This is a genomic window from Rhodococcus sp. RDE2 (genome assembly GCF_020885655.1).
Classification (GTDB): Bacteria; Actinomycetota; Actinomycetes; order Mycobacteriales; family Mycobacteriaceae; genus Rhodococcus; species Rhodococcus pyridinivorans.
Genome location: NZ_AP025186.1, coordinates 1,889,431 through 1,910,498, shown reverse-complemented (window position 1 = coordinate 1,910,498; position 21,068 = coordinate 1,889,431). Strand labels below are relative to the sequence as shown.

Sequence of the window (21,068 nt, the reverse complement as noted above, 5' to 3'; positions counted from 1 at the left end):
CCCGCGCCTACTTGCAGCCGGGCAGACCGGAGCGGTACACGTCGTCCTCACCGAGGCGGGCCTCCGGCGAGAGCAGCACGTCCGCCTCGAGCTGACGCGAGGCCGGTGCCGGCACGCTGTCGCCGCCGAGGCGACGATCCGCGGGCCGCTGGTAGAGCGACGCTCCACCGGTCATCGCGTCCACCAGGCGACGCTTGCCGGCCACGGTGCGCTCGGCAGCCTTTGCCAGGTAGGCCTCCCGGCGCTCGGCCGGGATCGCCTCGACGAACGCCTGCGGGTGGACCACCGCGATCAGACCCGACACGTGCCCGAAGCCGAGGCTCGTGAGCAGACCCGCCTTGAGCGGAAGCTGCTCGCCGAACCGGATCGGGGTACGCGGCCACACGAGGTGCTCGAACTCCGCCATCTTCTCGTCGACACAGTCGAGGCTGCGGTTCGGCGGAACCACACCCTGCGCGAGGACCTGGCACAGGCCGATCAGCTGGAAGGCGGCGGCGCCGCCCTTGGCGTGACCGGTCAGCGACTTCTGCGAGACCACGAACATCGGGTTGCCCTCGCTGCGGCCCAGCGCAGCGGCCAGACGCTCGTGCAGCTCGGCCTCGTTCGGGTCGTTCGCAGCGGTCGAGGTGTCGTGCTTGGAGATCACCGCGATGTCGTCGGCCGTGAGACCGAGCTTGCGCAGTTCCTTCGCCAGACCCGACTCTCGTCCACCGCGACCCGCACCGAGCGCACCGATGCCGGGCGCCGGGATCGAGGTGTGCACACCGTCGGCGAACGATCCGGCCCAGGCGACCACACCGAGCACCGGCAGGCCCATCTCGAGCGCGACATCGCCGCGGGCGAGCAGGATCGTGCCGCCACCTGCCGACTCGACGAAGCCACCGCGACGACGGTCGTTGGCGCGGGAGAAGCGACGATCGCTGATGCCCTTGGCCTGCATGTCCTCCGACTTGGCGGTCGCGGACATGTCACCGAAGCCGACGATGCCCTCGATACCGAGATCGTCGAAGCCACCGGCAACGACCAGATCGGCCTTACCGAGCTTGATCTTGTCCACGCCCTCCTCGACGGAGACCGCAGCCGTGGCGCACGCCGCGACCGGGTGCACCATCGCGCCGTAGCCACCGACGTACGACTGGACGACATGCGCGGCGATGACGTTCGGCAGGGCCTCCTGCAGGATGTCGTTCGCCCGCGACTCGCCGAGCAGCGTGTCGATGTACAGCGACCGCATCGAGGACATGCCACCCATGCCGGTGCCCTGCGTGTTGGCGACCATCGACGGGTGCACCCAGCGGAGCAGCTCGGACGGGGTGAAGCCACCGGTGAGGAAGGCGTCGACCGTGCTGACGATGTTCCACAGGCCCACCCGGTCCACCGAGTCCGCCATGTCGGCGGGGATGCCCCACTTGGTGACGTCGAAGCCGGTCGGGATCTGGCCGCCGACCGTGCGGGTCAGCTTCGCCTTGCGCGGCACGCGGATCTCGGTGCCGGCCTTGCGGGTGACCGTCCAGTCGCCCGACTCGGCGTCGACCGACGCGACCGTGTTCTCCGGATCGGAGTCGACGAACGCGCGGGCCTCGGCCTCGGAACCGACGACGAAGGACAGGTCCTTGTCGAGGAAGACCGAGGTGAGCAACGGAGCCGTGTTGTCGATCATCGCGCCGTCGTCGCCGTAGCGGCGGATGCCGCAACGCTCGACCACCGCGTCGTGGTAGCGGTCGGCGATCTCCGCCTCGGGCACCAGTTCACCGGTCTCGGTGTCGTAGAAGCCCGGCTTGGGATCGTTCTCCCAGCCGATCAGGCCCGTGACCCAGGCGAGCTCGAGCACACCGGCGGCCGACAGTTCCTCGTCGACCTCCATCTCGAAGCGGGTGCGAGCGGAGCCGTAGGGGCCGAGCTCACCGGCACCGACGATGACGACCGTGTCGGCGAGGTCGGCGGTGACCGGGCCCCACTCGGGGGTCGGCAGCGTCTCGGCGCGCGGAGGCTCGGGCAGCGCCGCGATGGTCGCGGTGTCGTCCTCGTCCGCCTCGACGGCGTCGGCCGCGTCCTGTGCCTGCTTCGCGAGCGCCGGCAGGTCGACGTCCACCTCGGACAGTCCGCCGGTGAGGTCCGCGACGAGCGGAGCCTCGGCGGCGAGACGCGTGGCCTCCGGTCCGACCAGCTTCAGCAGCTCGCCGGCCATCTCGTCGGTCGACCAGGTGCGGACACCAGCAGCCTCGACGGCCTCGACCAGCGGGTCGTTGCCGCCCATCAGACCCGTGCCACGCACCCAGCCGATGAGAGCGTGGGCGAGGGTGACGCGCTCGGCCCAGGTGCGCTCGGCGCTCCAGCGGTTGATGATCGCGTCGAGTGCGGCCTTGGCCTCACCGTAGGCACCGTCGCCACCGAACTTGCCGCGGTTCGGCGAACCGGGCAGCACGACGTGCAGGTGGGTGTCGACGTCGCGGTCGTACCCGATCTGCGACAGTCCGGCGATCAGTCGCTCGACCGACCACAGCAGCACCCGCATCTCCATCTCGGCGCGCGCACCGGCGTCGGCGAGCGAGCCCGCCACGCGCGGCGCGGCGAACGGGAAGAGCAGCGTCGGGGTGAGCGCGTCCTTGATCAGCTTCTTCGCGCCACCGGCGACCTCGACGGTCTCGGTGCCGATCCACTCGATCAGGGCGTCGACGTCGCTGTAGGACGCCATGTTCGCGGGAACCACCCACAGGGCCGCACCGGCGCGAGCGTTGCGTGCGTACAGCTCCTTGTAGAAGCCCAGGCGGCTGTCGTTCAGCGAGGACGTGGTGACGACGACCGTCGCACCGCCGGCGAGCAGCTTCGCGGCGACGGCTGCGCCGATACCGCCCTTGCTGGCGCCGGTGACCACGGCGACCTCGTCCGCGTACTCGGCACCCTCGGTGACGACGGCGGTCTCGGCGATCGCGGCGTAGGTCTGCGCGAGCTCCGTACGACCGGCCTCGGTGGCCTTGCGGCCCCAGAACTCGGCGTGCGCAGCCACGGTCCGCCCTGCACCGGTGAAGCGCTCGACCTCGAGCTGCTCCCCGAGCCAGACGCGGGCCAGGTCCTCACGGGCGGTGGCCCAGCGGTCGTCGATCAGGACGGCCTTGCGCTCGTCGAATGCCGGAGCGACCAGACGCGGCCAGTCGGAGCCGAGCTCGGCGGAGACCAGGTCGACGAGTTCGTCGTCGGCCTTGTCGGCCAGGCCCGAGACCTGCTCGGTGTGGCCGAGCTGCTCGAGTACGAGACGGGCGGCACTGGCGAGAACCCCGTCGCGACCGGTGATCTGCTCGGCGAACTCGCCGAGGGCAGCGGCGTCGACCGTCGCTCCCCCGCCGCCACCGGCGGACGGCATCGATACGGCGATTCCGCGACGCGAGGCCACCGACTGCACGGCGGCGTCGATCAGCTTGTCGACCGAAGCGGCATCCGCGAGGGCACCGTCGCTCAGGCCACCCAGGTCGCCACCGCGGACGGACGAACCGTCGCGGCTACCGAGAGCAGCTTCGGCGGTGACGTGCGACGCCCAGCCCTCGCCCAGACCCCACACCTTGGTGACGCGGTCGGCGACGTAGGCGGGACGCTTGCCCGACGGACCGAACACCTTGCGCAGGTGATCGTTGATCGAGTCCGACAGCACCGGGCCGAAGGGGCGGTAGGTGCGGGCGAGACGGTCGACCGTGCCGGCGAGGGCACCCATGTCGGCGTCGGCGGCACCGTCGATCGCACCGAGCGAGAGCTCGGAACCGAGGTCGACGAGCAGCTGGTTGCGGCGCGAGGACACGCCGTCGCACAGCGCCTCGATCGTGTCGGCGGGACCGATCTGATCCGGGCGCAGCTTCGTCCACAGGGCGATGAGCACCTTGGTGGCGTCGGCGGCCTTGAACGCGATGTCGTCCGGGGTCGGGCCACCGGCCGGTGCAGCGGGAGCCGCGGCGGGTGCCGGGGCCGCAGCAGCGGCAGGCGCGGCGTCGGCGGCCGGTGCGGCCGGCTCGTCGTCCTCGACCGGAGCGGGATCGGTGTCGGTCGAGTACACGATCGACGCCTCGCGCTCGATGTTGAGCACCTCGACGGGCTGACCGAAACGACCGGGCAGCTTCAGCGTCTGCGACGCGAGGTTCGCGACGGTGGGTGCGCCACCGAGGCCGACCTCGACGAACCGCTCGACACCGAGACCACCGTCGGCCTCGTCGGCGAACAGCAGGTCCTGCGTCTCGATCCAGCGCACCGGCGACGCGAACTGCCAGGCCAGCAGCTCGGCGAGCACCACGCGGGTGAGCTCGACCGGCTTGGCCGACCAGCTGTCGAAGTCCGCGAGGACGTCGGCGAGCGGCTGCGACGGCACCAGGTCGGCGATCTCCTGGATGAACTCGCGGCCCAGGTTGAACGGCTTGGGCACGAGGTTCGGGATGTACCGGCCGATGAGGATGTTCGGGTCGATCTCCTGCGGCAGCAGGGCGAGCAGACGCTCGCGGAAGTCGTCGACACCGCCGCGCAGCACGGTCGAGTGGAACGGCACGTCGATGCCGGGGACCAGGATGAACGCGCGCTTGCCACCGAACTCGGCGACCTTGCGCTCGATCACGGACTCGAGGGCTTCGAGGCCGGCGACCGTACCGGCGATCGCGTACTGCGATCCGCGCAGGTTGAGGTTGACGATCTCCAGGAATTCCCCGGTCTCCTCGGCGACACCGGCGACGAAGGCCTGCAGGTCCGCATCGTCCACACCGAACTGCGACGGCCGGATCGCGGCCATGCGGTAGTTCGAGCGGCCGTGCTCGTCGCGCGGCACGAGGGCGTGCATCGCGGAGCCGCGCTGGAAGACCACCTCGAGGACGGCCTCGAGCGGCAGCACACCGGCGACCGCGGCGAGCGCGTTGTACTCACCCACCGAGTGACCGGCCAGGAAGGCGTCGTCGACGAACGCGCCCGCCTCCTTGAGCTCGGCGATCTGCGCGACACCGAGGGTCGCCATCGCGACCTGCGTGAACTGGGTCAGGTGCAGCACGCCGTCGGGGTGCTTGTGAGTGACACCGCGGGCCTTGAGAACCGTCGGGTTGTCGCGGACCACGGCCAGGATCGAGAAGCCGAGCGCCTCGCGGGTGTGCTTGTCGGCGCGCTCCCAGATCTCGCGGGCGGCCTTCGAGCGGGCACGGGCGTCGAGGCCCATGCCGGGACGCTGGATGCCCTGACCCGGGAAGGCGTAGACGGTCTTCGGCGCGGCGATACGGCCGGTCGCGACCATCACCAGATCACCGTCGACGCGGCAGCCGACCTCGACGACCTCGGCTCCACCGTCGGTTGCGATGCGGTCGACGCGCACGTCGATCCTCGCGCCCGGACGGACCATGCCCAGGAAGCGGGCGGTCCACGCCGTCAGGCGACGGACCGGCAGCTTCGCGTCCTGCTCGATCGCGGTGACGACCTGCTGGGCCGCGGCCGACAGCCACATGCCGTGGACGATCGGGCTTCCGAGACCGGCGAGCAGCGCGGCGTTGTCGGAGGTGTGGATCGGGTTGTGGTCGCCGGAGACCTTCGCGAAGGCGCTCATGTCGGTCGGCGCGACGATCACGGCGTCGCGGCGGCGGCGACGCGGGGTGTCGGCGACGGCCTCGGTGAGAGCGCCACCGGCGCGGACCGGATCGGCGAGATCGGCGGTGCCGGTGCGGCCGCGGATCGCGAACCGCTCGGCCAGGGTGGCGACCACGCGGTCGCCCGAGCCGTCACCGCTGTCGGCGGTGATGACCACGTCGACCTCGACGACACGACCCAGGTCGGTGTCGGAGACACCGGTGACCTCGGCCTTGACACCCAGGAAGGCGGGATCGGTGGGCAGACCGTTCTTCACGTCGATCGCGTGGTCCAGGTGGACCAGGTCGAGCATGCCCTCGATGACCGAGAGATCGGTCTCGGTGCGGGCGGCGCCGAGCGCGGCGAAGACGGCCGGCCAGCAGGCACCGACGAGCACGTCGGGCACACCGTTGCCGCTCGGCGTCAGGTTCGCGGGCAGACCCGAACCGGTGACACCGGCGTGGTCGGCGATCTTCTCCGGCAGCCAGCCGAGGGTGATGCGGGCAGCGCCCTTCTTGACCTCGGGTAGTTCCTGACCGGCGGCGACACCGAGCAGAGCGGACATCGACGCATCGGCGTCGGCCTCGGTGACGACGGGCGCGCCACCGGAGACGACCGAAGCGGGCACGGTCAGGCGGATCTCGACGGCCTTGTCGCGCACCAGCGGAACCCGCAGGCCGACGTGCTCGTCGTCGAGGATCGTCAGGGTCGCACCCGTCGGGGCGTGCGAGGCAGCGGTCTCCGACTCGACGGTCCACTCGTCCAGATCACCGAGACGGTGGATCGGATTGCGGGTCTGGCGACCCGCCCACGAGACATCCGGCGAGGACAGCACGGCGTCGAGCAGACCCGGCGCGATGTCGCGGTGGCGACGCGCGGCGAGCTCCACCGGCTCCGCACCCTCGGCGACGAGTTCGTCGGCCGTGGCCTTCTCGAAGCGGTCGAGGAGTTCACCGACCGGCTCGTCGACGCGGGTGATGCCGGCGACGGCGACGGTGCCGGGGATGACGCAGACCTGGTCGGCGGAGTAACGCGGATCGTGGGCCTGCCACAGCGAATCCGAACGCCACCAGCGACGCACGTCCTGGTCGACGACCGGCACGAAGTTCACGGGCTTACCGGGCGTGCGGCACAGCGACACGAAGAACGGTACGTCGGCGGGGTGCAGCACGACGTCGCCCGCGTCGGGGTACTGCGCGAGCAGCGACTTGATCGCGGCGTACGGGCGCTCGAGCACCGCGTCGTCGTCGAACAGCGTCGGGATCGGGCCCCGGCAGACGGGGTGCAGGCGGGCCTCGGCGCGCTGCAGCATGTCGCGGAAACGCTCACGCCACGACACGTCCAGCCACGGGCTGGTGTGCGCCTCGGCGAGGACGTCCGCGAGATCGGTGCCGCAGTCGAACTCGGCGCCGTTGTCCGCGCCGACGGCCAGCTCGAGGTAGCGCTCGAGCCACTGCAGGTAGGTCATGGTGTCGAGGTCACCGAAGTACGGCTTCGCCGTTCCGTTCAGGGCCTCGATGATCTCGTCGCGGCGTGCGGCCACGGCGTCGGCGTCACCGGCGACCTCGTCGAGCAGGCGACCCGTGCGCGATGCGGCGTTGTCGATCTCGTGGATGTCGGCACCGAGCTGGCTGCGGCCGGAGGCCATACCACCGGTTGCGGTGCCGGCGGCGACCCAGTCGGGGGTGCCGGGAGTGTCGGCGAGAAGCTGCTTGACCTCGGGAGCCGTCGTGGCCTCGAGGGTCGCCATCGCGGCGGTGCCGACGAGGATGCCGTCGAGCGGCATGGCCGGGAAGCCGTAGACGGTCGACCAGCGACCGGTCAGGTACTCGGCCGCCTTCTCCGGCGTACCGATGCCACCACCGACGCACAGCACCAGGTTCGGGCGCGTACGCAGCTCGGCGTAGGTGTCGAGGAGCAGGTCGTCGAGGTCCTCCCACGAGTGGTGACCACCGGCGCGGCCGCCCTCGATGTGGGCGATGACCGGGTAGTCCGGGACCTCGTTGGCGATGCGGATCACCGAACGGATCTGCGCGACCGTGCCCGGCTTGAAGGCGACGTGCTCGATGCCTGCCTCACGCAGGTCGGAGATGATCTGCACGGCCTCGTCGAGCTCCGGGATACCGGCGGTGACGACGACACCGTCGAAGGGCGCACCCGCCGCGCGGGCCTTGGGCACGAGGCGCTTGCCGCCGACGTGCAGCTTCCACAGGTAGGGGTCCAGGAACATCGAGTTGAACTGGACGGCGCGACCCGGCTCCAGCAGCTCGGTGAGCTCGGCGACGTGGTCGGCGAAGATCTGCTCGGTGACCTGGCCGCCACCGGCGAGCTCGGCCCAGTGTCCGGCGTTCGCGGCCGCGGCGACGATCTTCGGATCGACGGTCGTGGGGGTCATGCCCGCGAGCAGGATCGGCGAGCGGCCCGTCAGGCAGGTGAAGGCCGTCTCGACGGCGATGCGGCCGTCGGGCAGCGCGACCGGCTTCGGAGCGAACTCCGACCAGGCACGCGGAACCTCGGGCTCGGCGCCCGGGGTGAGGAGGTTGCGCTGACCGCCGCGGGTCGCGGCGGCGATGATGCCGACGCCCTGACCACGCAGGCCCGAGCTGGTCATGCGGGTGAGGAGCTCGCCCGGACCGAGGTCGAGGATCCACGAGGCGCCGGACGCGACGGCAGAGTCGACCTGCTCGACCCAGTCGATCGGGGAGACGAGGATGGCCTGCGCCAGGCTGCGCGCGAGCTCGGCGTCGAGCTCGCAACGGGCGGCCCAGTCGGCGACCTGGTCCACGGCGTCCGCGAAGGCGGGGTGATGGAAGCCGACCTCGGCCGCGACGGGCTCGAAGGTCGGGGAGAACACGGCGCCACCGCGCTTCTTGGCCTCGCGCTCGCGGGTCTCCGCGGCGGAGATCTGCTCGCAGCGCTGCTGCACGCGCTCGAGGGCGGCGGGCGGGCCCGACAGCACGACACGACGACGGGCGTTACGGATGGCGACGACGGCGCTGCGCTCGGGATCCTGGCCCTCGAAGACCTCCGCGACGATCGCGCGCAGGCGCTCGGGGTCGACGTTGGCGACGGCGAGCATCGGGTACTTGCCGGCGCCGGAGATCAGGCCGCGGCGGCGACCGACGAGGGTCGCGGCGGCACCGATGAGCTGGGCGATGGCGAGGATCTCGGCGTCCTTGCGGCCGGCGGCGGCGACGGACTCGACGGCGAGGACGCCCTGCGAGTGGCCGATGACCGCGCTCGGCGCGACGGAGTCGACGTCGAGGCCCTGGTTCGCGAGCGCGCGCAGCGCGGCGACCTGGGTGAGGAAGACGCCGGGAAGCGACACGGCGGCAGAGGTGAGAGCTGCTTCGGAGGGGCCGGCGGGCGCGTCGTCCTCGTCGGCGAGTTCGGCCTCGAGGATCCACGCGACGGGGTCGAAGCCCGTCGGGCGGACCACGACGAGGTCGCTCGCGACCGGGGCGAGGTGCGCGGTGGCGCGGTTGACCAGGTCGGTGAGGACCGGTTCGAGTCCGTTGTCGCGGCTGAGCTCCTCGAGCGAGGTGAGCCAGGGGGCACCCTGGCCGCCGAATGCGAGCGCGTAGGGCTCACCCGCGAGGAGCTTGTCGACCAGGGCACGGGCCGGAGCGGCTGCCGTGGACCGATCGGTGGTGCGTCGTGATGCCTTCGAGTTCCGTCCGTTGTCGCCTGGTGTGGTCTCGTCGATCGTCACGCGTGTGGTTCCTCTCCTGAACACCCCGGCGTCGAGGCTTCGTATGTCAGCGCTGCGCGCCGGTGTGCTGCTGGACTAGTGGTCCGCTGTTCGGGCACGCCCAGGTTCGCACAAAATCATGAGGGGTTCCTCATGTTTTGTTTCGCGCAGTTTGCCCAGCACCTCCCCCACCAGTGATTTCCCTCACATGCCCGCTCGAAAGTAACTGGTCGGTAACCCGAATCACTCCTGGCTGCGCCGATGCGTGGACGTCCACGAACCCGAGGAATCCCTCACGTTTTTCGTTATCAAATCGTTACCTATTGACGGGCGTCGCGGATCGTGCATCGCAAGATCGAAAACGTGTCGGCGCCCCCGGTTAGTGTTCGGCCCGATCGAACAGACATTCGACAGGGGCGAGATGGGGAAACGAATCGGGTACACGAAGGAACTGCTGGAGGAAGCGGTGGCGGCGTCCATCAGCACCGCCGGTGTGCTCCGCTATCTGGGACTGCGGGCGGGCGGAGGTAGTTACGTCGTCGTCAAACGACGGATCGAGGCCTACGGAATCGACACGTCCCACTTTCGGGGCATGGCCCACCAGAAAGGACGACCGGCCCGGAACCGGCTGCACTGGTCGGATGTGCTCACGGTCGCACCGGCCGGCTCGAACCGGAAGGAGACCAGAGTGCTCCGGCGCGCACTCCTCGAATACGGTCGCCCTCACAAGTGCGAGATGTGCGGCGTCGGACCGGAATGGCTCGACTGTCCGCTCGCGCTCCACATCGATCATGTCGACGGCAATCCGAACGACTCCCGCCCGCACAATCTTCGTTTCCTGTGCCCCAACTGCCATAGCCAGACACCGACGTGGGCGGGCAGAAACATACGGCGCGTTCTCGACGAAGCCCCCGAACGGACTCCCGACCGGTTGGGAGCGGAACTCGACGAGGCAGCGTGATGGCGCGACCGGTCAAGTACACCGAAGAGATGTTGCAGGAAGCGGTTCGGAACTGCGTCAACTTCGCCGAGGTCATGCGGTACTTCGGCCTCAAACCCAACGGCGGGCACCACACGCATCTGAGCCGCCGGATCCGCACCCTCGGCATCGACACGTCCCACTTCACCGGACGGCCCAGGACGACCGAGCGCAGACCGTACGTCCGTCACGAGTGGCAGGACCTCCTCATCGAGAAACCGCGCGGATCCAGGCGCACGAAACCGGATCAGCTCCGACGGGCGCTTGTCGAGTACGGACGCCCCTACCAGTGCAACCGATGCGGCACCGAGCCCGAGTGGAACGGGAGACCGCTCACCTTGCACGTCGACCACATCGACGGGAACCCGAACGACTCCCGCCCGGAGAACCTCCGCTTCCTGTGCCCCAACTGCCACAGTCAGACGCCCACCTGGGCCGGACGAAACGTACAACTCCGCATGGCGCCGGAGTGACTGCCATGCCGTATCCTGCTGAGGTCTGGCGCGAGTGGCGGAATTGGCAGACGCCCGGGTTTTAGGTACCCGTGTCTTCGGACGTGGGGGTTCGAGTCCCCCCTCGCGCACCACGTGACCTCACCCACGGTGCGCCGACCGGTCTTGGCAGGTCGGTGCACCGTTCGGGTACCGTCGAGGGCGTGTCCGAGCATCGCCCTCCCCGCCGGTTGGCCCTGATCATCCTGGTTCTGGTGGCCGCGGCCGGATGCCTCGGCCTCGGTTACTGGCAGTGGGTCCGGTTCGAAGCGGTCGGCGGCACCTACCAGAATCTCGGCTACGCCCTCCAGTGGCCCGCCTTCGCCTTCTTCTGCGTCTACGCATGCCGGCGCTTCGTCCGCCTCGAGGCCGAGGAGCAGGAAGCCGAGAGCACCGGCGGACGACGCCCGTCCGAGCCGGACGAGCCCACCGAGATCCCCGAGGATCTTCTTCCCACCCGTCCGCGCACGCTCGCCGAGGCACGCGAGCAGGAGGCCGCGGATCCCGACGCACAACAGATCAACGAGTACAACGAGTACCTCGCGCAGCTCGCGCGCAGGTCCGATAGGAGCGCTCAGTGAGCACGACCCCCGAGCAGGCGTCCGGCCAGGCCACCACGCCGCGCGTCGTCAGTGACGCCGACCGGAAGAAGATCCGGTCCGCTCTGCTGCGTTACCGCGTGCTCGCCTACGCGACCGGTATCTGGCTGCTGATCCTCACCGGTGAGATGGTCGCCAAGTACATCATCGGTGTCGAGAACGTGCCGGCCTGGATCGCGATCGTGCACGGCTGGGTGTACGCGGTGTACCTGGTCCTCACCTTCGACCTGTCGATCAAGGTGCGCTGGCCGATCGCCCGGACGGTGTGGACGCTCCTGGCGGGCACCATCCCGTTCCTGTCCTTCTTCGTCGAGCACAAGCGCACCCAGCAGGTGAAGGCCGACTTCGGCGTCTGAGCCGGCAACCTCCTCGAACACGAATCGGGCGGATCCTTCGACAGGATCCGCCCGATGTCGTCTGTAGACCACGCGCGCTCAGCGTCGCGGCAGGCGCACCACCTGGACGAAGAACTCGTCGATCTGGCGCACCGCGCGGATGAACTGGTCGAGGTCGACCGGCTTCGTCACGTACGCGTTGGCGTGCAGCTTGTAGCTGCGGAGGATGTCCTCTTCCGCTGCCGAGGTGGTGAGGACCACGACGGGGATGTCGGTGAGGTCGGTATCGGACTTTACCTGTTCGAGGACCTGCCGTCCGTCGTACTTGGGCAGGTTCAGGTCGAGGAGGATCAGGTCGGGCCGAGGGGCGTTCTCGTACTCCCCGCGCCGGTAGAGGAAGTCGAGTGCTTCCTCACCGTCGCGGACCACGTGAAGGGTGTTTCCGATCTTGTTGTCCTCGAACGCTTCGCGCGTCATCAATTCGTCGCCGGGGTCGTCCTCGACGAGGAGGACGTCGATCGGCCGCCCGGAAACGCTCATGCAGATGCCCCTTTCAGAGCGACTTCGGTTGCAGACATGTCGTCGCCTGCCTTGGGAATCGTAAAGCAGAACCGACTGCCCTCCCGATACTGCGGGTCGAGCCAGATCTCTCCACCGTGGTATTCGACGATCTTGCGGCAGATCGCGAGGCCGATGCCGGTGCCGGTGTACACGTCCCGGCCGTGCAGTCTCTGGAAGATCACGAAGACCTTGTCGGCGAACTCCTCGGCGATACCGATGCCGTTGTCCTGCACGGAGAATCGCCAGAACTCGTCGTCCCCGTAGACGATCTCCTCGCAGTCGACACGGATCTCCACGGGCCGGTCTTCTTGGCGGAACTTGATCGCGTTTCCGATCAGGTTCTGCCACAACATGATCATCAGTGTGGGATCGCCCACGATCGTCGGCAGCGACTCGGGCCGGGCGATCTTCGCCCCGGATTCCTCGACCGCCTGGGAGATGTTCGTCAGGGCCGCGTCGAGGGTCACGTCCAGTTCGGTGCGGACGTGCGCGTCGCTGACGCGTCCGACGCGGGAGAAGGTCAGCAGGTCGTTGATGAGCACCTGCATCCGCTTGGCACCGTCGACCGCGAAGGCGATGTACTGGGTGCCGCGTTCGTCGAGCTTGTCGCCGTAGCGCTTCTCGAGCAGCTGGCAGAACGACGCGACCTTGCGGAGCGGCTCCTGCAGGTCGTGCGAGGCGACGTAGGCGAACTGTTCGAGTTCGGAGTTCGAGCGCCGCAGTTCCGTCGCCTGGTTCTCGAGTTGCTCCTCGCGGTCGTGCGCGACCTGCAGTTCGCGCACGATGCGCTCACGCATGTCCTCGACGTCGCGGCCCAGCGCATAGATGTCGGCGGGGCCCTGCGGCTCGATCTCGCGCTCGAAGTTCTGCCCCGCGACGACGCTGCGCGAGGCCTGCCGCAGGCGTTGGATCGGACGGACCACGATCATCTGGAGCAGGACTGCCAGGCCCACACCGGTGAGGAGGAAGACCACGACCATGCCGGCGAGGATGCGATCGCGCGTGATCCGCGTGTCCTCGAGCGTGGCGATGCCGTCCTCTCGGACCTGCGTGAGGTCGGCGTTCTGGACGGCGAACGCGGCCCGGATCCGGTCGAAGGCGTCCCGTCCCGCTGCGACGACGGCGGGGTCGACGAACTGCGGCTGCCCCGGCACGACCGTGGAGATGAGCGGCTGGGCGTACACGCGCCGCCATTCCGCCGCGTGTGCCTCGATCGCGTCGAGGTCCGCCATGAGATCCTCCTCGTCGCCGACGAGGGCGCGCAACTCGGCGGCCGCGGCCTCCTCCTCGCGCCGCCCCTCCTCGTAGGGCATGAGGAAATCGGGATCGGCGGCGAGGATGTAGCCCCGCGCGCCCGTCTCCTGATTGATCAGTGCCGATTGCAACCGGTACGCCTCGACGCGGGCGGGCTGGATGCGGTCGCGCACGTAATTGGAGTACTCCGTCGTCTCCCGGAGGAAGTGACTGCCGACCACGGTGCCGACGACCACCAACACACCCATCACGCCGAGTACGAGCAGGAACCATGCCTGGACCGTCATCCTGCGAGACGGAGAGCGACGCACGTCCCCCGCCTCCGCCGTTGCGTCGCTGTTCGTCATGCGGTGATGATCACTTCCTGTTCCATTGCACGTGGACGACTGCCACGTCGTCGGACAGCCCTCCCCTACTGTCCGCGAGTTTCTCGGCACCGTCGATCAGCGAGTCGGTGAACTCGGCAGCCGGCAGATGGGCGCGTTCGCGCGCGAGCTCGAGGAGTCCTTCCTCACCGAGTCGTTCCGGGCCGTCGCCGCGATGACCCTCGAACAATCCGTCGGTGAACAGCACGATCGCGCCGTCCTCGGGCAGATCGAGCTTGTGGACGGGCCAGGTGGCCACTCCCGGCAGCAGGCCGAGAGCCGGACCACCGGGCGCTTCGACCCAGTCGATGGTTCCGCCGTGGCGGAGCAACAGCCCGGGATGACCGGCCCGCATGACCTCGACGGTGCTGCGGTCGGCACACATCGTGAGGTTCGTCATCGACGCGAAGAAGCGGCTCTCGGTGCGCTCCGCGACGAGGATCTCCTCGAGCTGGTGCAGGCGGCGGGGACCGTCTACCCCGCTGAGCACGAGCGTGCGCCACGCGATGCGCAGGCCCACGCCGAGGGCTGCCTCGTCGGGACCGTGACCGGAGACGTCGCCGATGAGGACGTGGACGGTGCCGTCGCCGGTCTGCACGACGTCGTAGAAGTCGCCGCCGAGAAGAGCCGACGACCGGCCGGGTCGGTAACGGGCGACGACGTCGAAGTCCTGCCCGTCGTGCAGGAGCGGCGACGGGAGCAGGCCGCGTTCGAGTCGGGCGTTCTCCTGCGCGTGAAGCTGACTCGCCTGGAGTTCCGCCGCCGCGATCTCGGTCTGCTTTCGCTGGATGGCGTAGCGGACGGCGCGGCCGAACAGATCGGGTTCGACGCGTCCCTTGACGAGATAGTCCTGGGCGCCCACGGACAGCGCGGCGAGGCCGGTCTGTTCCTCCGCGAGGCCGGTGAGGACGACGATGGGGACGGAATCGGTGATCTCCTGGATACGGGCGACGGCTTCGAGGCCGCTCGCATCGGGCAGGTGGAGGTCGAGAAGTACGCAATCGGGAGCCGATGTGGCGAGTTCGTCGCGGGCCTGCGCGAGTGTCTGCACCCACACGACGGTCATCTCGGGGGCACTGTCGACGACGAGTTCCTCCACGATGAGCGCGTCACCCGGATCGTCCTCGATGAGGAGCAACGACGGTGGTTCGACCGACTCGCTCTGCGCTCGGTGCATGTCCACTCGGCGCCCCTCCCTCCCTGCTCGAAAGGGAACATTACAGACTCGACGACAGCATGGTCACAGGGTGGTCACGGCGGGTCGCGGCCACGGCCGATGGACCGTTGTGTGCATCTATCGGCACGATCTTGCATGATGGCAAGGTGAACGATCCCATGACCGCGCATCCGCATATGACTCTTTCCACGACCCGCAACGGCTCCGTGGCCGTGCTGTCCGCCAACGGCGAAGTCGACATGACGAGTGCCCCGCTCCTCGAGCAGGAAGCCCTCGCGCTCCTCGACTCCGACATCTCCGGACTGATCGTCGACCTCAGCGGGGTTGATTTCCTCGCTTCGATGGGTATCGCTCTGTTGGTCGAGTTGTCCAAGCGAGCCGCCGACAGCACCGGTTTCGCCGTCGTGGCACACGGCAGTGCCACGGCACGCCCGCTCGAACTCCTCGGCCTCGGAGAGGTCCTGGCGATCCATCCGAAGCTCGACGACGCGCTCGTCGGCCTCGGTGCCTCGCCGGAAGGCGTCTCCGAGTAGACCGCCGTACCCGACGAACCGAGGAGCCATGTCGTCTGCGCCCGAGGAGTCAGCTTTGCTCTTTCCCGACGAGATCCGTTCGTCGGGTGTGCACGCCGACCCGACCGAGATTGCAGGCCTGCGGGTCGTCACGAGGCGGTGGCTGGCGAAGCTTCCCCTCAGCGAGGACCAACGACAGGACATACTGCTCGCGAGCTACGAAGCGCTCGCGAATGCCGTCGAGCACGCCTATGCGCCGGACGATGCGCACGGGACGCTCGACTACGAGGCGACGTATCTGCCCGACGAGGGTGAGGTGGTCGTGCGGGTCGTCGACCACGGCTCCTGGCACGACGCCGTCGACAGCGATGCCCGACGTTCACGCGGTCACGGGCTGACGCTGATCCGCAATCTGGCCAGCGACGTCCAGGTCTCGGCCGGCCCGAAGGGCACGGTGGTCGAGATGCGCTGGATCCTCGACGAGACGGACGGGGCAGAGGACGACAGGGCGGAGGACGAACTCTCGTCCCACGACGCGAGCTGATCTGCGCGGTAGGCACGCGTCGCGAGTTCCCGATCGAAGCGGCCGCGGGAGGAGCACGATGCTCCTCCCGCGGCCGCTTTCGTCATACCTGCAGGGCGCCCACGTCCGGCTTCGCGGCACCGAACTTCAGTGCCAGTTCGCGGCGTGCCGCACGGTCGCCGAGGTGTTCGAGCAACCGGCGCCCGGGAGCCGATCTCTTCAGGACCTGCGATTTGACGATGTTCGTCGCGACGACGGGGACGACCGCCCAGGGCGGGGTGACCGGTAGCCCCAGATCGTGGAGTCCCTGCTCCCCGAGGAAGAAGCGCAGCATGCTGAGCAGCCGCAGTCGTTCGTAGGCACCCCGGACCCGGGAGAAGCGTCCGTAGTCGAGCGTGCGCTGACCGTCGACGAGCGCGCGGGACAGATCGGCGCCCGCGGGTGTGACGTCGTCCTGCACGAGCACCACATGGTAGTTGAAGCGGTGCTGCTCGCGTTCGGAGTCGAACAACCATTCCTCGTCCACGCCCATGAGCCAGCCGACGTACTTCCACAGGTGCATCACGGCGCGGGATTCGTCGCGGCTCACGGTGTAGCCGAGTGCGCGAACACCCAGGAGCAGGGTGCCGTTGAACAGTCCGAGGGTCGCGGCCTGGTCGGTCTGGTTGATCGGCAGTCCCCAGTGCTCGATGTCCCATCGGCCGTTGTTCTCGAACCGGTCGTTGACGAGTGCGTGCATGGCGCGTACGTGCACGGTGAGCTTGAAGCCGTCCCCGTTCCGGCGCATGCCGCCGGGCTCACCGACGGCGGTGCCCCACTTCTGGGTCTCGCCGAGACGGCGCATGGCGGTGGATCCGGTGAGTCCGCCGGTCTCGACGAGGAGGTCCGGCGGCCCGCCGAAGCGGTAGCCACCGATGAGCGACAGTTGGAGCAGCACGTCGTTGCGGGTGCGGCCCATGCGACGGAATGCCCGTGCACCCTTCTCGAGCAGGTCCCGGTCCACCCAGTCGGGGACGGTGTCGACGACGGCGAAGAACTCGCGCAGCGCAGCGGGTGCATCGGGTACCGCGTCGATCCCGTGTTCCAGTGCCCGGTGGAACTGCTTCATGGTGACGCGTTCCGGGTCGTCCCGGTCGCGGCGCATACCGCGGACGAGCGAGGCCCCCACCTCGTCGCGGGCGAACATCCTCCGGCCGATGCGGTCGAGCAGGTGCTGATCCACCTCGTGGATCCGGGCGAACTTCTTCAGCGGTCTCCCGATGCGCTCGTTGCGGGGCCGATTGCCCTCGTACCGCGTGGGGTACGGGCGCGTGCTCTCGTCCCGTAGCAACTCCTGTGTCACCATGAGGCGATGTTCACACGAGCTGTTACTCGCGTTCAATTCGCGTTTCCGGTGCGGCGATGAGCCCGAGCGACCGGCGCCGGCGGCGCGCGCCGCAACAGGAACGTTCCCGCGCGATGGTCGAACGGATCATCACCGCAGGTCGCACGGTTCTGCTGGAAAACGGCTATGAAGGTGCCTCGACGAACCGGATCGCGCGCGTGGCGGGGATCAGTCCGGGCTCGCTGTACCAGTACTTCCCCGACAAGGACGCCATCGTCGCGGAGGTGGTGGACCGCTGGACGGACGGGATGCATGCTCGCATTTCGCGCGTGTTCGCGGACGCTCTCGAAGGCCCGCCCACCCCCGTATCGGTGCGCGACACGATGGGCGAACTGCTCGACGCGCTCGCCGAGAATCCGCGCCTGCTCCAGGTGCTCATCGAGGAACTACCGCGCTCGTCCGACAGCCGGCTCGCCGCCTTCGAACGACGGATCGACGACCTGCTCAACATGTGGCTGCGTTTCCATCTCCGCGGGCGCGGCGACCGTCCGGTGGAGGCGATCGCGTGGATTCTCGTGCGTACGGTCGAGAACGTGGCCGTCTCGTACGTTCTCGACCGTCCCCCGGTGCATCGGGACGTCGTGGCCGACGAGCTCACCGCCATGGTCACGGCGTATCTGCGGGACATGTCACTGCCCTGACGGGGGACATGTCACTGCCCTGACGGGGCGAATCCGGTGTTCCTCGCTATCGTGGCGGGAACCCTGTGACCCTGACAGGGGGTCCCGGCCGGACATTTCGGGTTCGAACGGTCCGTGCGGGACGGTGAGTGAGGAGGCGACGATGGCGCGTTGGAATCCACGGGTGGTACTGGACTGGTTGCGTGCGGGATATCCCGAGGGGATCCCGGCGAAGGATCACTTCGCGTTGCTCGCCGTGCTCAAGCGTCGTCTCACCGACGAGGAACTCCTCGAGGCGATCGAGACGGCAGCGGCGACCGCGTCCGAGCACCCGGAGCGGCAGGTCGACCACGACACCCTGCGGAAGATCGTGGCAGGGGTGATCCACGAGGAACCGGACCCGCAGGACGTCGAGCGCGTCCGTGAACAGCTGGTCGCTGCGGGCTGGCCCGTCGTGGGCGGTGAACTCTCCCGCGGCGACGAGCCGACCGGACCCGCCGAACCGGCTACGCAATCGACGGCCGAGACGGCTGCGTCGCCGGCACCCGACGCTGATGCTGCATCGGATACCGGCGCCGAGGAGCCCGTGCGCGAGGAGCGTGGGACGCAGGCCGGCGCGCGTTAGCGGCTCGCGGCGAGCCGCGAATCAGGCGCTCGCGGCGAGCCGCGAATCAGGCGCTCGCGGCGAGCCGCGAATCAGGCGCTTGCGGCGAGCGCAGCGAGGGCGGGCACGAGCTGGGCGAGTGCCCGTCCTCGATGCGACTGTGCGTCCTTCTCCTCCGCGGACAGTTCCGCGGCGGTGCGTTCCTCGCCTTCGGGGCGGAAGACCGGGTCGTAGCCGAAACCGTTCTCGCCGCGCGGCTCGCGCACGATGCTGCCGCGCCATTCGCCGCGCACGACGGTCGTGACGAATCCGTCGTCCGACGGCACCACGAGCGCGCACGCCGACACGAAGGCCGCGCCGCGACGCTCGTCCGGCACATCCTGCATCTGGCCGAGCAGCAGTGCGGTGTTCGCCTCGTCGTCGCCGTGGCGTCCACTCCAGCGGGCCGAGAGCACGCCGGGCATGCCGCGCAGGGCGTCGACCTCGAGACCGGAGTCGTCGGCGACGCAGGGCATCCCTGTGGCGGCTGCGCCGTCGCGGGCCTTGGCTCCGGCGTTCGCCTCGAAGGTCTCCCCCGTCTCGGGTGCCTCCGGGTAGGGCGGGACGGTGTCGAGACCTACGAGTTCGATGCCCTCGATCCCGGCGCGGTCGAGCACGCGCTGCAGTTCGCGCAGCTTCTTCGCGTTGCGACTTGCGACCAGCACCCGCACGTCAGACTCCGAACTTCTTCTTGACGATCTCCGCCTCGACCGGCTCGGGCAGGGTGCCCGGGTACGGCTCGGCGAGCACCTCGCGCTGGATGCGGCACAGTTCCTCGATGCCGGCGAGCGAGGAGTCGAGCATCGCGTCGAGCGTGGAACGCGGGAAGGTCGCGCCTTCGCCGGTGCCCTGGACCTCGACGAGGGTGCCTGTCTCGGTGGCGACGACGTTCATGTCGACCTCGGCGCGCACGTCCTCCTCGTAGGGCAGGTCGAGACGGACACGTCCGTCGACCACGCCGACGCTGACGGCGGCGATCTGGCACGAGACGGGCTGCGGGTCGGCGAGGCTGCCGGCGGCACGCAGGTAGGTCACCGCGTCGCACAGTGCGACGTAGGCGCCGGTGATCGCCGCGGTGCGGGTGCCTCCGTCGGCCTGCAGCACGTCGCAGTCGATCGCGATGGTGTTCTCGCCGAGCGCGGCGAGGTCGATGCATGCGCGCAGCGACCGGCCGACGAGCCGGCTGATCTCCTGGGTGCGGCCGCCGAGCTTGCCCTTGACCGATTCGCGTCCGCTGCGGGTGTGGGTGGCGGCGGGAAGCATCGCGTACTCGGCGGTCAGCCAGCCGAGACCGGAGCCCCTACGCCACCGCGGGACGCCTTCCTCGACGCTGGCGGTGCACATCACGCGGGTCTGTCCGAATTCGACGAGCACGGAGCCCGCCGGGTGGTTGGTGAAACCCCGGGTGATGCGAATGTTCCGGAGTTCGTCGTCCGCTCTGCCGTCTTCTCGTGTCGTCACTCGTCCGAGCCTAGGCGATCCGGGGACGGGCCTTTCAGATGCGGTACACGTCTCCGGCGGTGACCGCGTGGACCGGTCCGGAGTACTCGGCCTTGGCCTCGGCGATGACGTCCTCGCGGGAGGTCCACGGCGGGATGTGGGTCAGGAGGAGTTCGCCGACACCCGCGAGGGCTGCGACGCGACCGGCCTCGGTACCCGACAGGTGCACGCCCTCGGGGCGTTCCCCCGGCGCGTGGGTCCACGACGCCTCGGCGAGCAGCACGTCGGCGCCGCGGGCGAGTTCGACGACCGAATCGCACATCCCGGTGTCGCCGGTGTAGACGAGGGTGCGGCCGGAGTCGCTGGTGATGCGGAAGCCGTAGGCCTCCGGCGGGTGGTGGACGCGGCCGGGGCAGATGGTCAGGCTCCCGAACCGGATCTGCTCGCCGTCGCCGAGCATCCGGACGTCGAGGGTGTCGCTGACGTCGTCGACCTCGCCGGGGATCTCCGCGGACGCCACGCCGATGCGGTGGGCGGTGCCGGCGGGACCGTAGGTGAGGACGCGACCTTGCGGCGGCGACGGGGAATAGCGGCGCCAGACCAGCAGACCGGGCAGGTCGAGGCAGTGATCGGCGTGCAGATGCGACAGCAGGATCGACACTTCGCCGGGGTCGGCGTGGCGCTGGAGCGCACCGAGGACGCCGGGACCGAAGTCGATGACCAGGGGTGGGGTGTCCGGTGCCGTCAGCAGATAGCCGGAGGCTGCGGAATCAGGCCCGGCCACACTGCCCGAGCACCCCAGAACGGTCATGCGCATATCAGCCATGCTGCCATGCCGAAGGTCCCTCGATGAAGCCAACGCGCGTATTGCGGCGCAGACTCACAGTGGCCGGGAAGGTGTGACGCGCGGATCGTTC

15 protein-coding genes, 1 tRNA gene and 1 pseudogene are annotated in these 21,068 nt (G+C 69.2%); 9 read left to right on the top strand and 8 right to left on the bottom strand.

The window, feature by feature from the left end; genetic code table 11:
• Positions 1–7 precede the first annotated feature (7 nt).
• Positions 8–9,289 carry a type I polyketide synthase gene (locus LPH33_RS08890; protein WP_229567852.1) on the bottom strand — a complete coding sequence of 3,094 codons (9,282 nt, stop codon included), beginning with the start codon at positions 9,287–9,289 and terminating at the stop codon, positions 8–10.
• Between the two features lie 400 nt (positions 9,290–9,689).
• On the opposite strand from LPH33_RS08890, the gene LPH33_RS08885 reads away from it, so the two are divergent.
• The 5 genes from LPH33_RS08885 to LPH33_RS08865 all read left to right on the top strand — a co-directional run bounded on the left by LPH33_RS08885 (position 9,690) and on the right by LPH33_RS08865 (position 11,693).
• Positions 9,690–10,229, top strand: coding sequence for an HNH endonuclease signature motif containing protein (locus LPH33_RS08885; RefSeq protein ID WP_037190667.1), 540 nt, complete (start codon positions 9,690–9,692; stop codon positions 10,227–10,229).
• Positions 10,229–10,720 (top strand): HNH endonuclease, encoded by a 492-nt coding sequence (locus tag LPH33_RS08880; protein WP_016693401.1) that lies wholly within the window; start codon positions 10,229–10,231, stop codon positions 10,718–10,720. The genes LPH33_RS08885 and LPH33_RS08880 overlap by 1 nt, the downstream gene beginning before the upstream one ends.
• Before the next feature lie 28 nt (positions 10,721–10,748).
• Positions 10,749–10,833, top strand: a tRNA-Leu gene (locus LPH33_RS08875).
• 69 nt (positions 10,834–10,902) lie between these two features.
• Positions 10,903–11,319 carry a transcriptional regulator gene (locus LPH33_RS08870; protein WP_229567850.1) on the top strand — a complete coding sequence of 139 codons (417 nt, stop codon included), beginning with the start codon at positions 10,903–10,905 and terminating at the stop codon, positions 11,317–11,319.
• A complete protein-coding gene (locus LPH33_RS08865; RefSeq protein WP_016934294.1) occupies positions 11,316–11,693 on the top strand; it encodes a DUF3817 domain-containing protein in 378 nt (125 codons plus the stop codon). Before LPH33_RS08870 ends, LPH33_RS08865 begins: the two co-directional genes overlap by 4 nt.
• Before the next feature lie 78 nt (positions 11,694–11,771).
• Here the strand turns inward: LPH33_RS08865 and LPH33_RS08860 are convergent, their stop codons facing one another.
• The 3 genes from LPH33_RS08860 to LPH33_RS08850 form a co-directional block, all read right to left on the bottom strand.
• On the bottom strand, positions 11,772–12,212 hold the full coding sequence (locus tag LPH33_RS08860; RefSeq protein WP_016693400.1) for a response regulator: 441 nt from the start codon (positions 12,210–12,212) through the stop codon (positions 11,772–11,774).
• On the bottom strand, positions 12,209–13,774 hold the full coding sequence (locus LPH33_RS08855; protein ID WP_229568302.1) for a sensor histidine kinase: 1,566 nt from the start codon (positions 13,772–13,774) through the stop codon (positions 12,209–12,211). The genes LPH33_RS08860 and LPH33_RS08855 overlap by 4 nt, the downstream gene beginning before the upstream one ends.
• Before the next feature lie 70 nt (positions 13,775–13,844).
• Positions 13,845–15,029, bottom strand: coding sequence for a PP2C family protein-serine/threonine phosphatase (locus tag LPH33_RS08850; protein WP_229568301.1), 1,185 nt, complete (start codon positions 15,027–15,029; stop codon positions 13,845–13,847).
• 158 nt (positions 15,030–15,187) lie between these two features.
• Between LPH33_RS08850 and LPH33_RS08845 the strand changes: the two genes are divergently transcribed.
• Positions 15,188–15,562, top strand: a complete 375-nt coding sequence (locus LPH33_RS08845) for an STAS domain-containing protein (protein WP_172414886.1) — start codon at positions 15,188–15,190, stop codon at positions 15,560–15,562.
• A gap of 55 nt (positions 15,563–15,617) precedes the next feature.
• On the top strand, positions 15,618–16,085 hold the full coding sequence (locus tag LPH33_RS08840; RefSeq protein ID WP_088897419.1) for an ATP-binding protein: 468 nt from the start codon (positions 15,618–15,620) through the stop codon (positions 16,083–16,085).
• Between the two features lie 82 nt (positions 16,086–16,167).
• Here LPH33_RS08840 and LPH33_RS08835 read toward each other — a convergent pair whose 3' ends face one another.
• Positions 16,168–17,409: an oxygenase MpaB family protein gene (locus LPH33_RS08835; RefSeq protein ID WP_229567848.1), complete on the bottom strand. Its 1,242-nt coding sequence runs from the start codon at positions 17,407–17,409 to the stop codon at positions 16,168–16,170.
• A gap of 56 nt (positions 17,410–17,465) precedes the next feature.
• Between LPH33_RS08835 and LPH33_RS08830 the strand changes: the two genes are divergently transcribed.
• Both LPH33_RS08830 and LPH33_RS26890 read left to right on the top strand, forming a co-directional pair.
• Positions 17,466–18,089 carry a TetR/AcrR family transcriptional regulator gene (locus tag LPH33_RS08830; RefSeq protein ID WP_229567846.1) on the top strand — a complete coding sequence of 208 codons (624 nt, stop codon included), beginning with the start codon at positions 17,466–17,468 and terminating at the stop codon, positions 18,087–18,089.
• A gap of 142 nt (positions 18,090–18,231) precedes the next feature.
• A pseudogene (locus tag LPH33_RS26890) lies at positions 18,232–18,525 on the top strand (DUF3349 domain-containing protein); the annotation flags it as partial.
• 239 nt (positions 18,526–18,764) lie between these two features.
• Here LPH33_RS26890 and rdgB read toward each other — a convergent pair.
• Genes rdgB through LPH33_RS08810 form a run of 3 tightly spaced genes read right to left on the bottom strand, consistent with a single transcriptional unit; the run spans position 18,765 to position 20,968 of the window.
• Entirely contained in the window at positions 18,765–19,376 is a 612-nt protein-coding gene (gene rdgB, locus LPH33_RS08820) for an RdgB/HAM1 family non-canonical purine NTP pyrophosphatase (protein ID WP_059383999.1), read from the bottom strand.
• Positions 19,377–19,383: 7 nt separating this feature from the next.
• A complete protein-coding gene (rph, locus tag LPH33_RS08815) occupies positions 19,384–20,172 on the bottom strand; it encodes a ribonuclease PH (RefSeq protein ID WP_088897423.1) in 789 nt (262 codons plus the stop codon).
• A gap of 34 nt (positions 20,173–20,206) precedes the next feature.
• Positions 20,207–20,968, bottom strand: a complete 762-nt coding sequence (locus LPH33_RS08810) for a cyclic nucleotide-degrading phosphodiesterase (protein ID WP_088897424.1) — start codon at positions 20,966–20,968, stop codon at positions 20,207–20,209.
• Positions 20,969–21,068: the final 100 nt, after the last annotated feature.

What these genes read in the sequence shown, in the direction of transcription:
- LPH33_RS08850 (WP_229568301.1), bottom strand. Translation starts at nt 15,029, where the DNA reads ATGCACCGAGCGCAGAGCGAGTCGGTCGAACCACCGTCGTTGCTCCTC.
- LPH33_RS08860 (WP_016693400.1), bottom strand. Translation starts at nt 12,212, where the DNA reads ATGAGCGTTTCCGGGCGGCCGATCGACGTCCTCCTCGTCGAGGACGAC.
- LPH33_RS08845 (WP_172414886.1), top strand. Translation starts at nt 15,188, where the DNA reads ATGACCGCGCATCCGCATATGACTCTTTCCACGACCCGCAACGGCTCC.
- LPH33_RS08810 (WP_088897424.1), bottom strand. Translation starts at nt 20,968, where the DNA reads ATGCGCATGACCGTTCTGGGGTGCTCGGGCAGTGTGGCCGGGCCTGAT.
- LPH33_RS08830 (WP_229567846.1), top strand. Translation starts at nt 17,466, where the DNA reads ATGAGCCCGAGCGACCGGCGCCGGCGGCGCGCGCCGCAACAGGAACGT.
- LPH33_RS08880 (WP_016693401.1), top strand. Translation starts at nt 10,229, where the DNA reads ATGGCGCGACCGGTCAAGTACACCGAAGAGATGTTGCAGGAAGCGGTT.
- LPH33_RS08835 (WP_229567848.1), bottom strand. Translation starts at nt 17,409, where the DNA reads ATGGTGACACAGGAGTTGCTACGGGACGAGAGCACGCGCCCGTACCCC.
- LPH33_RS08885 (WP_037190667.1), top strand. Translation starts at nt 9,690, where the DNA reads ATGGGGAAACGAATCGGGTACACGAAGGAACTGCTGGAGGAAGCGGTG.
- LPH33_RS08855 (WP_229568302.1), bottom strand. Translation starts at nt 13,774, where the DNA reads ATGACGGTCCAGGCATGGTTCCTGCTCGTACTCGGCGTGATGGGTGTG.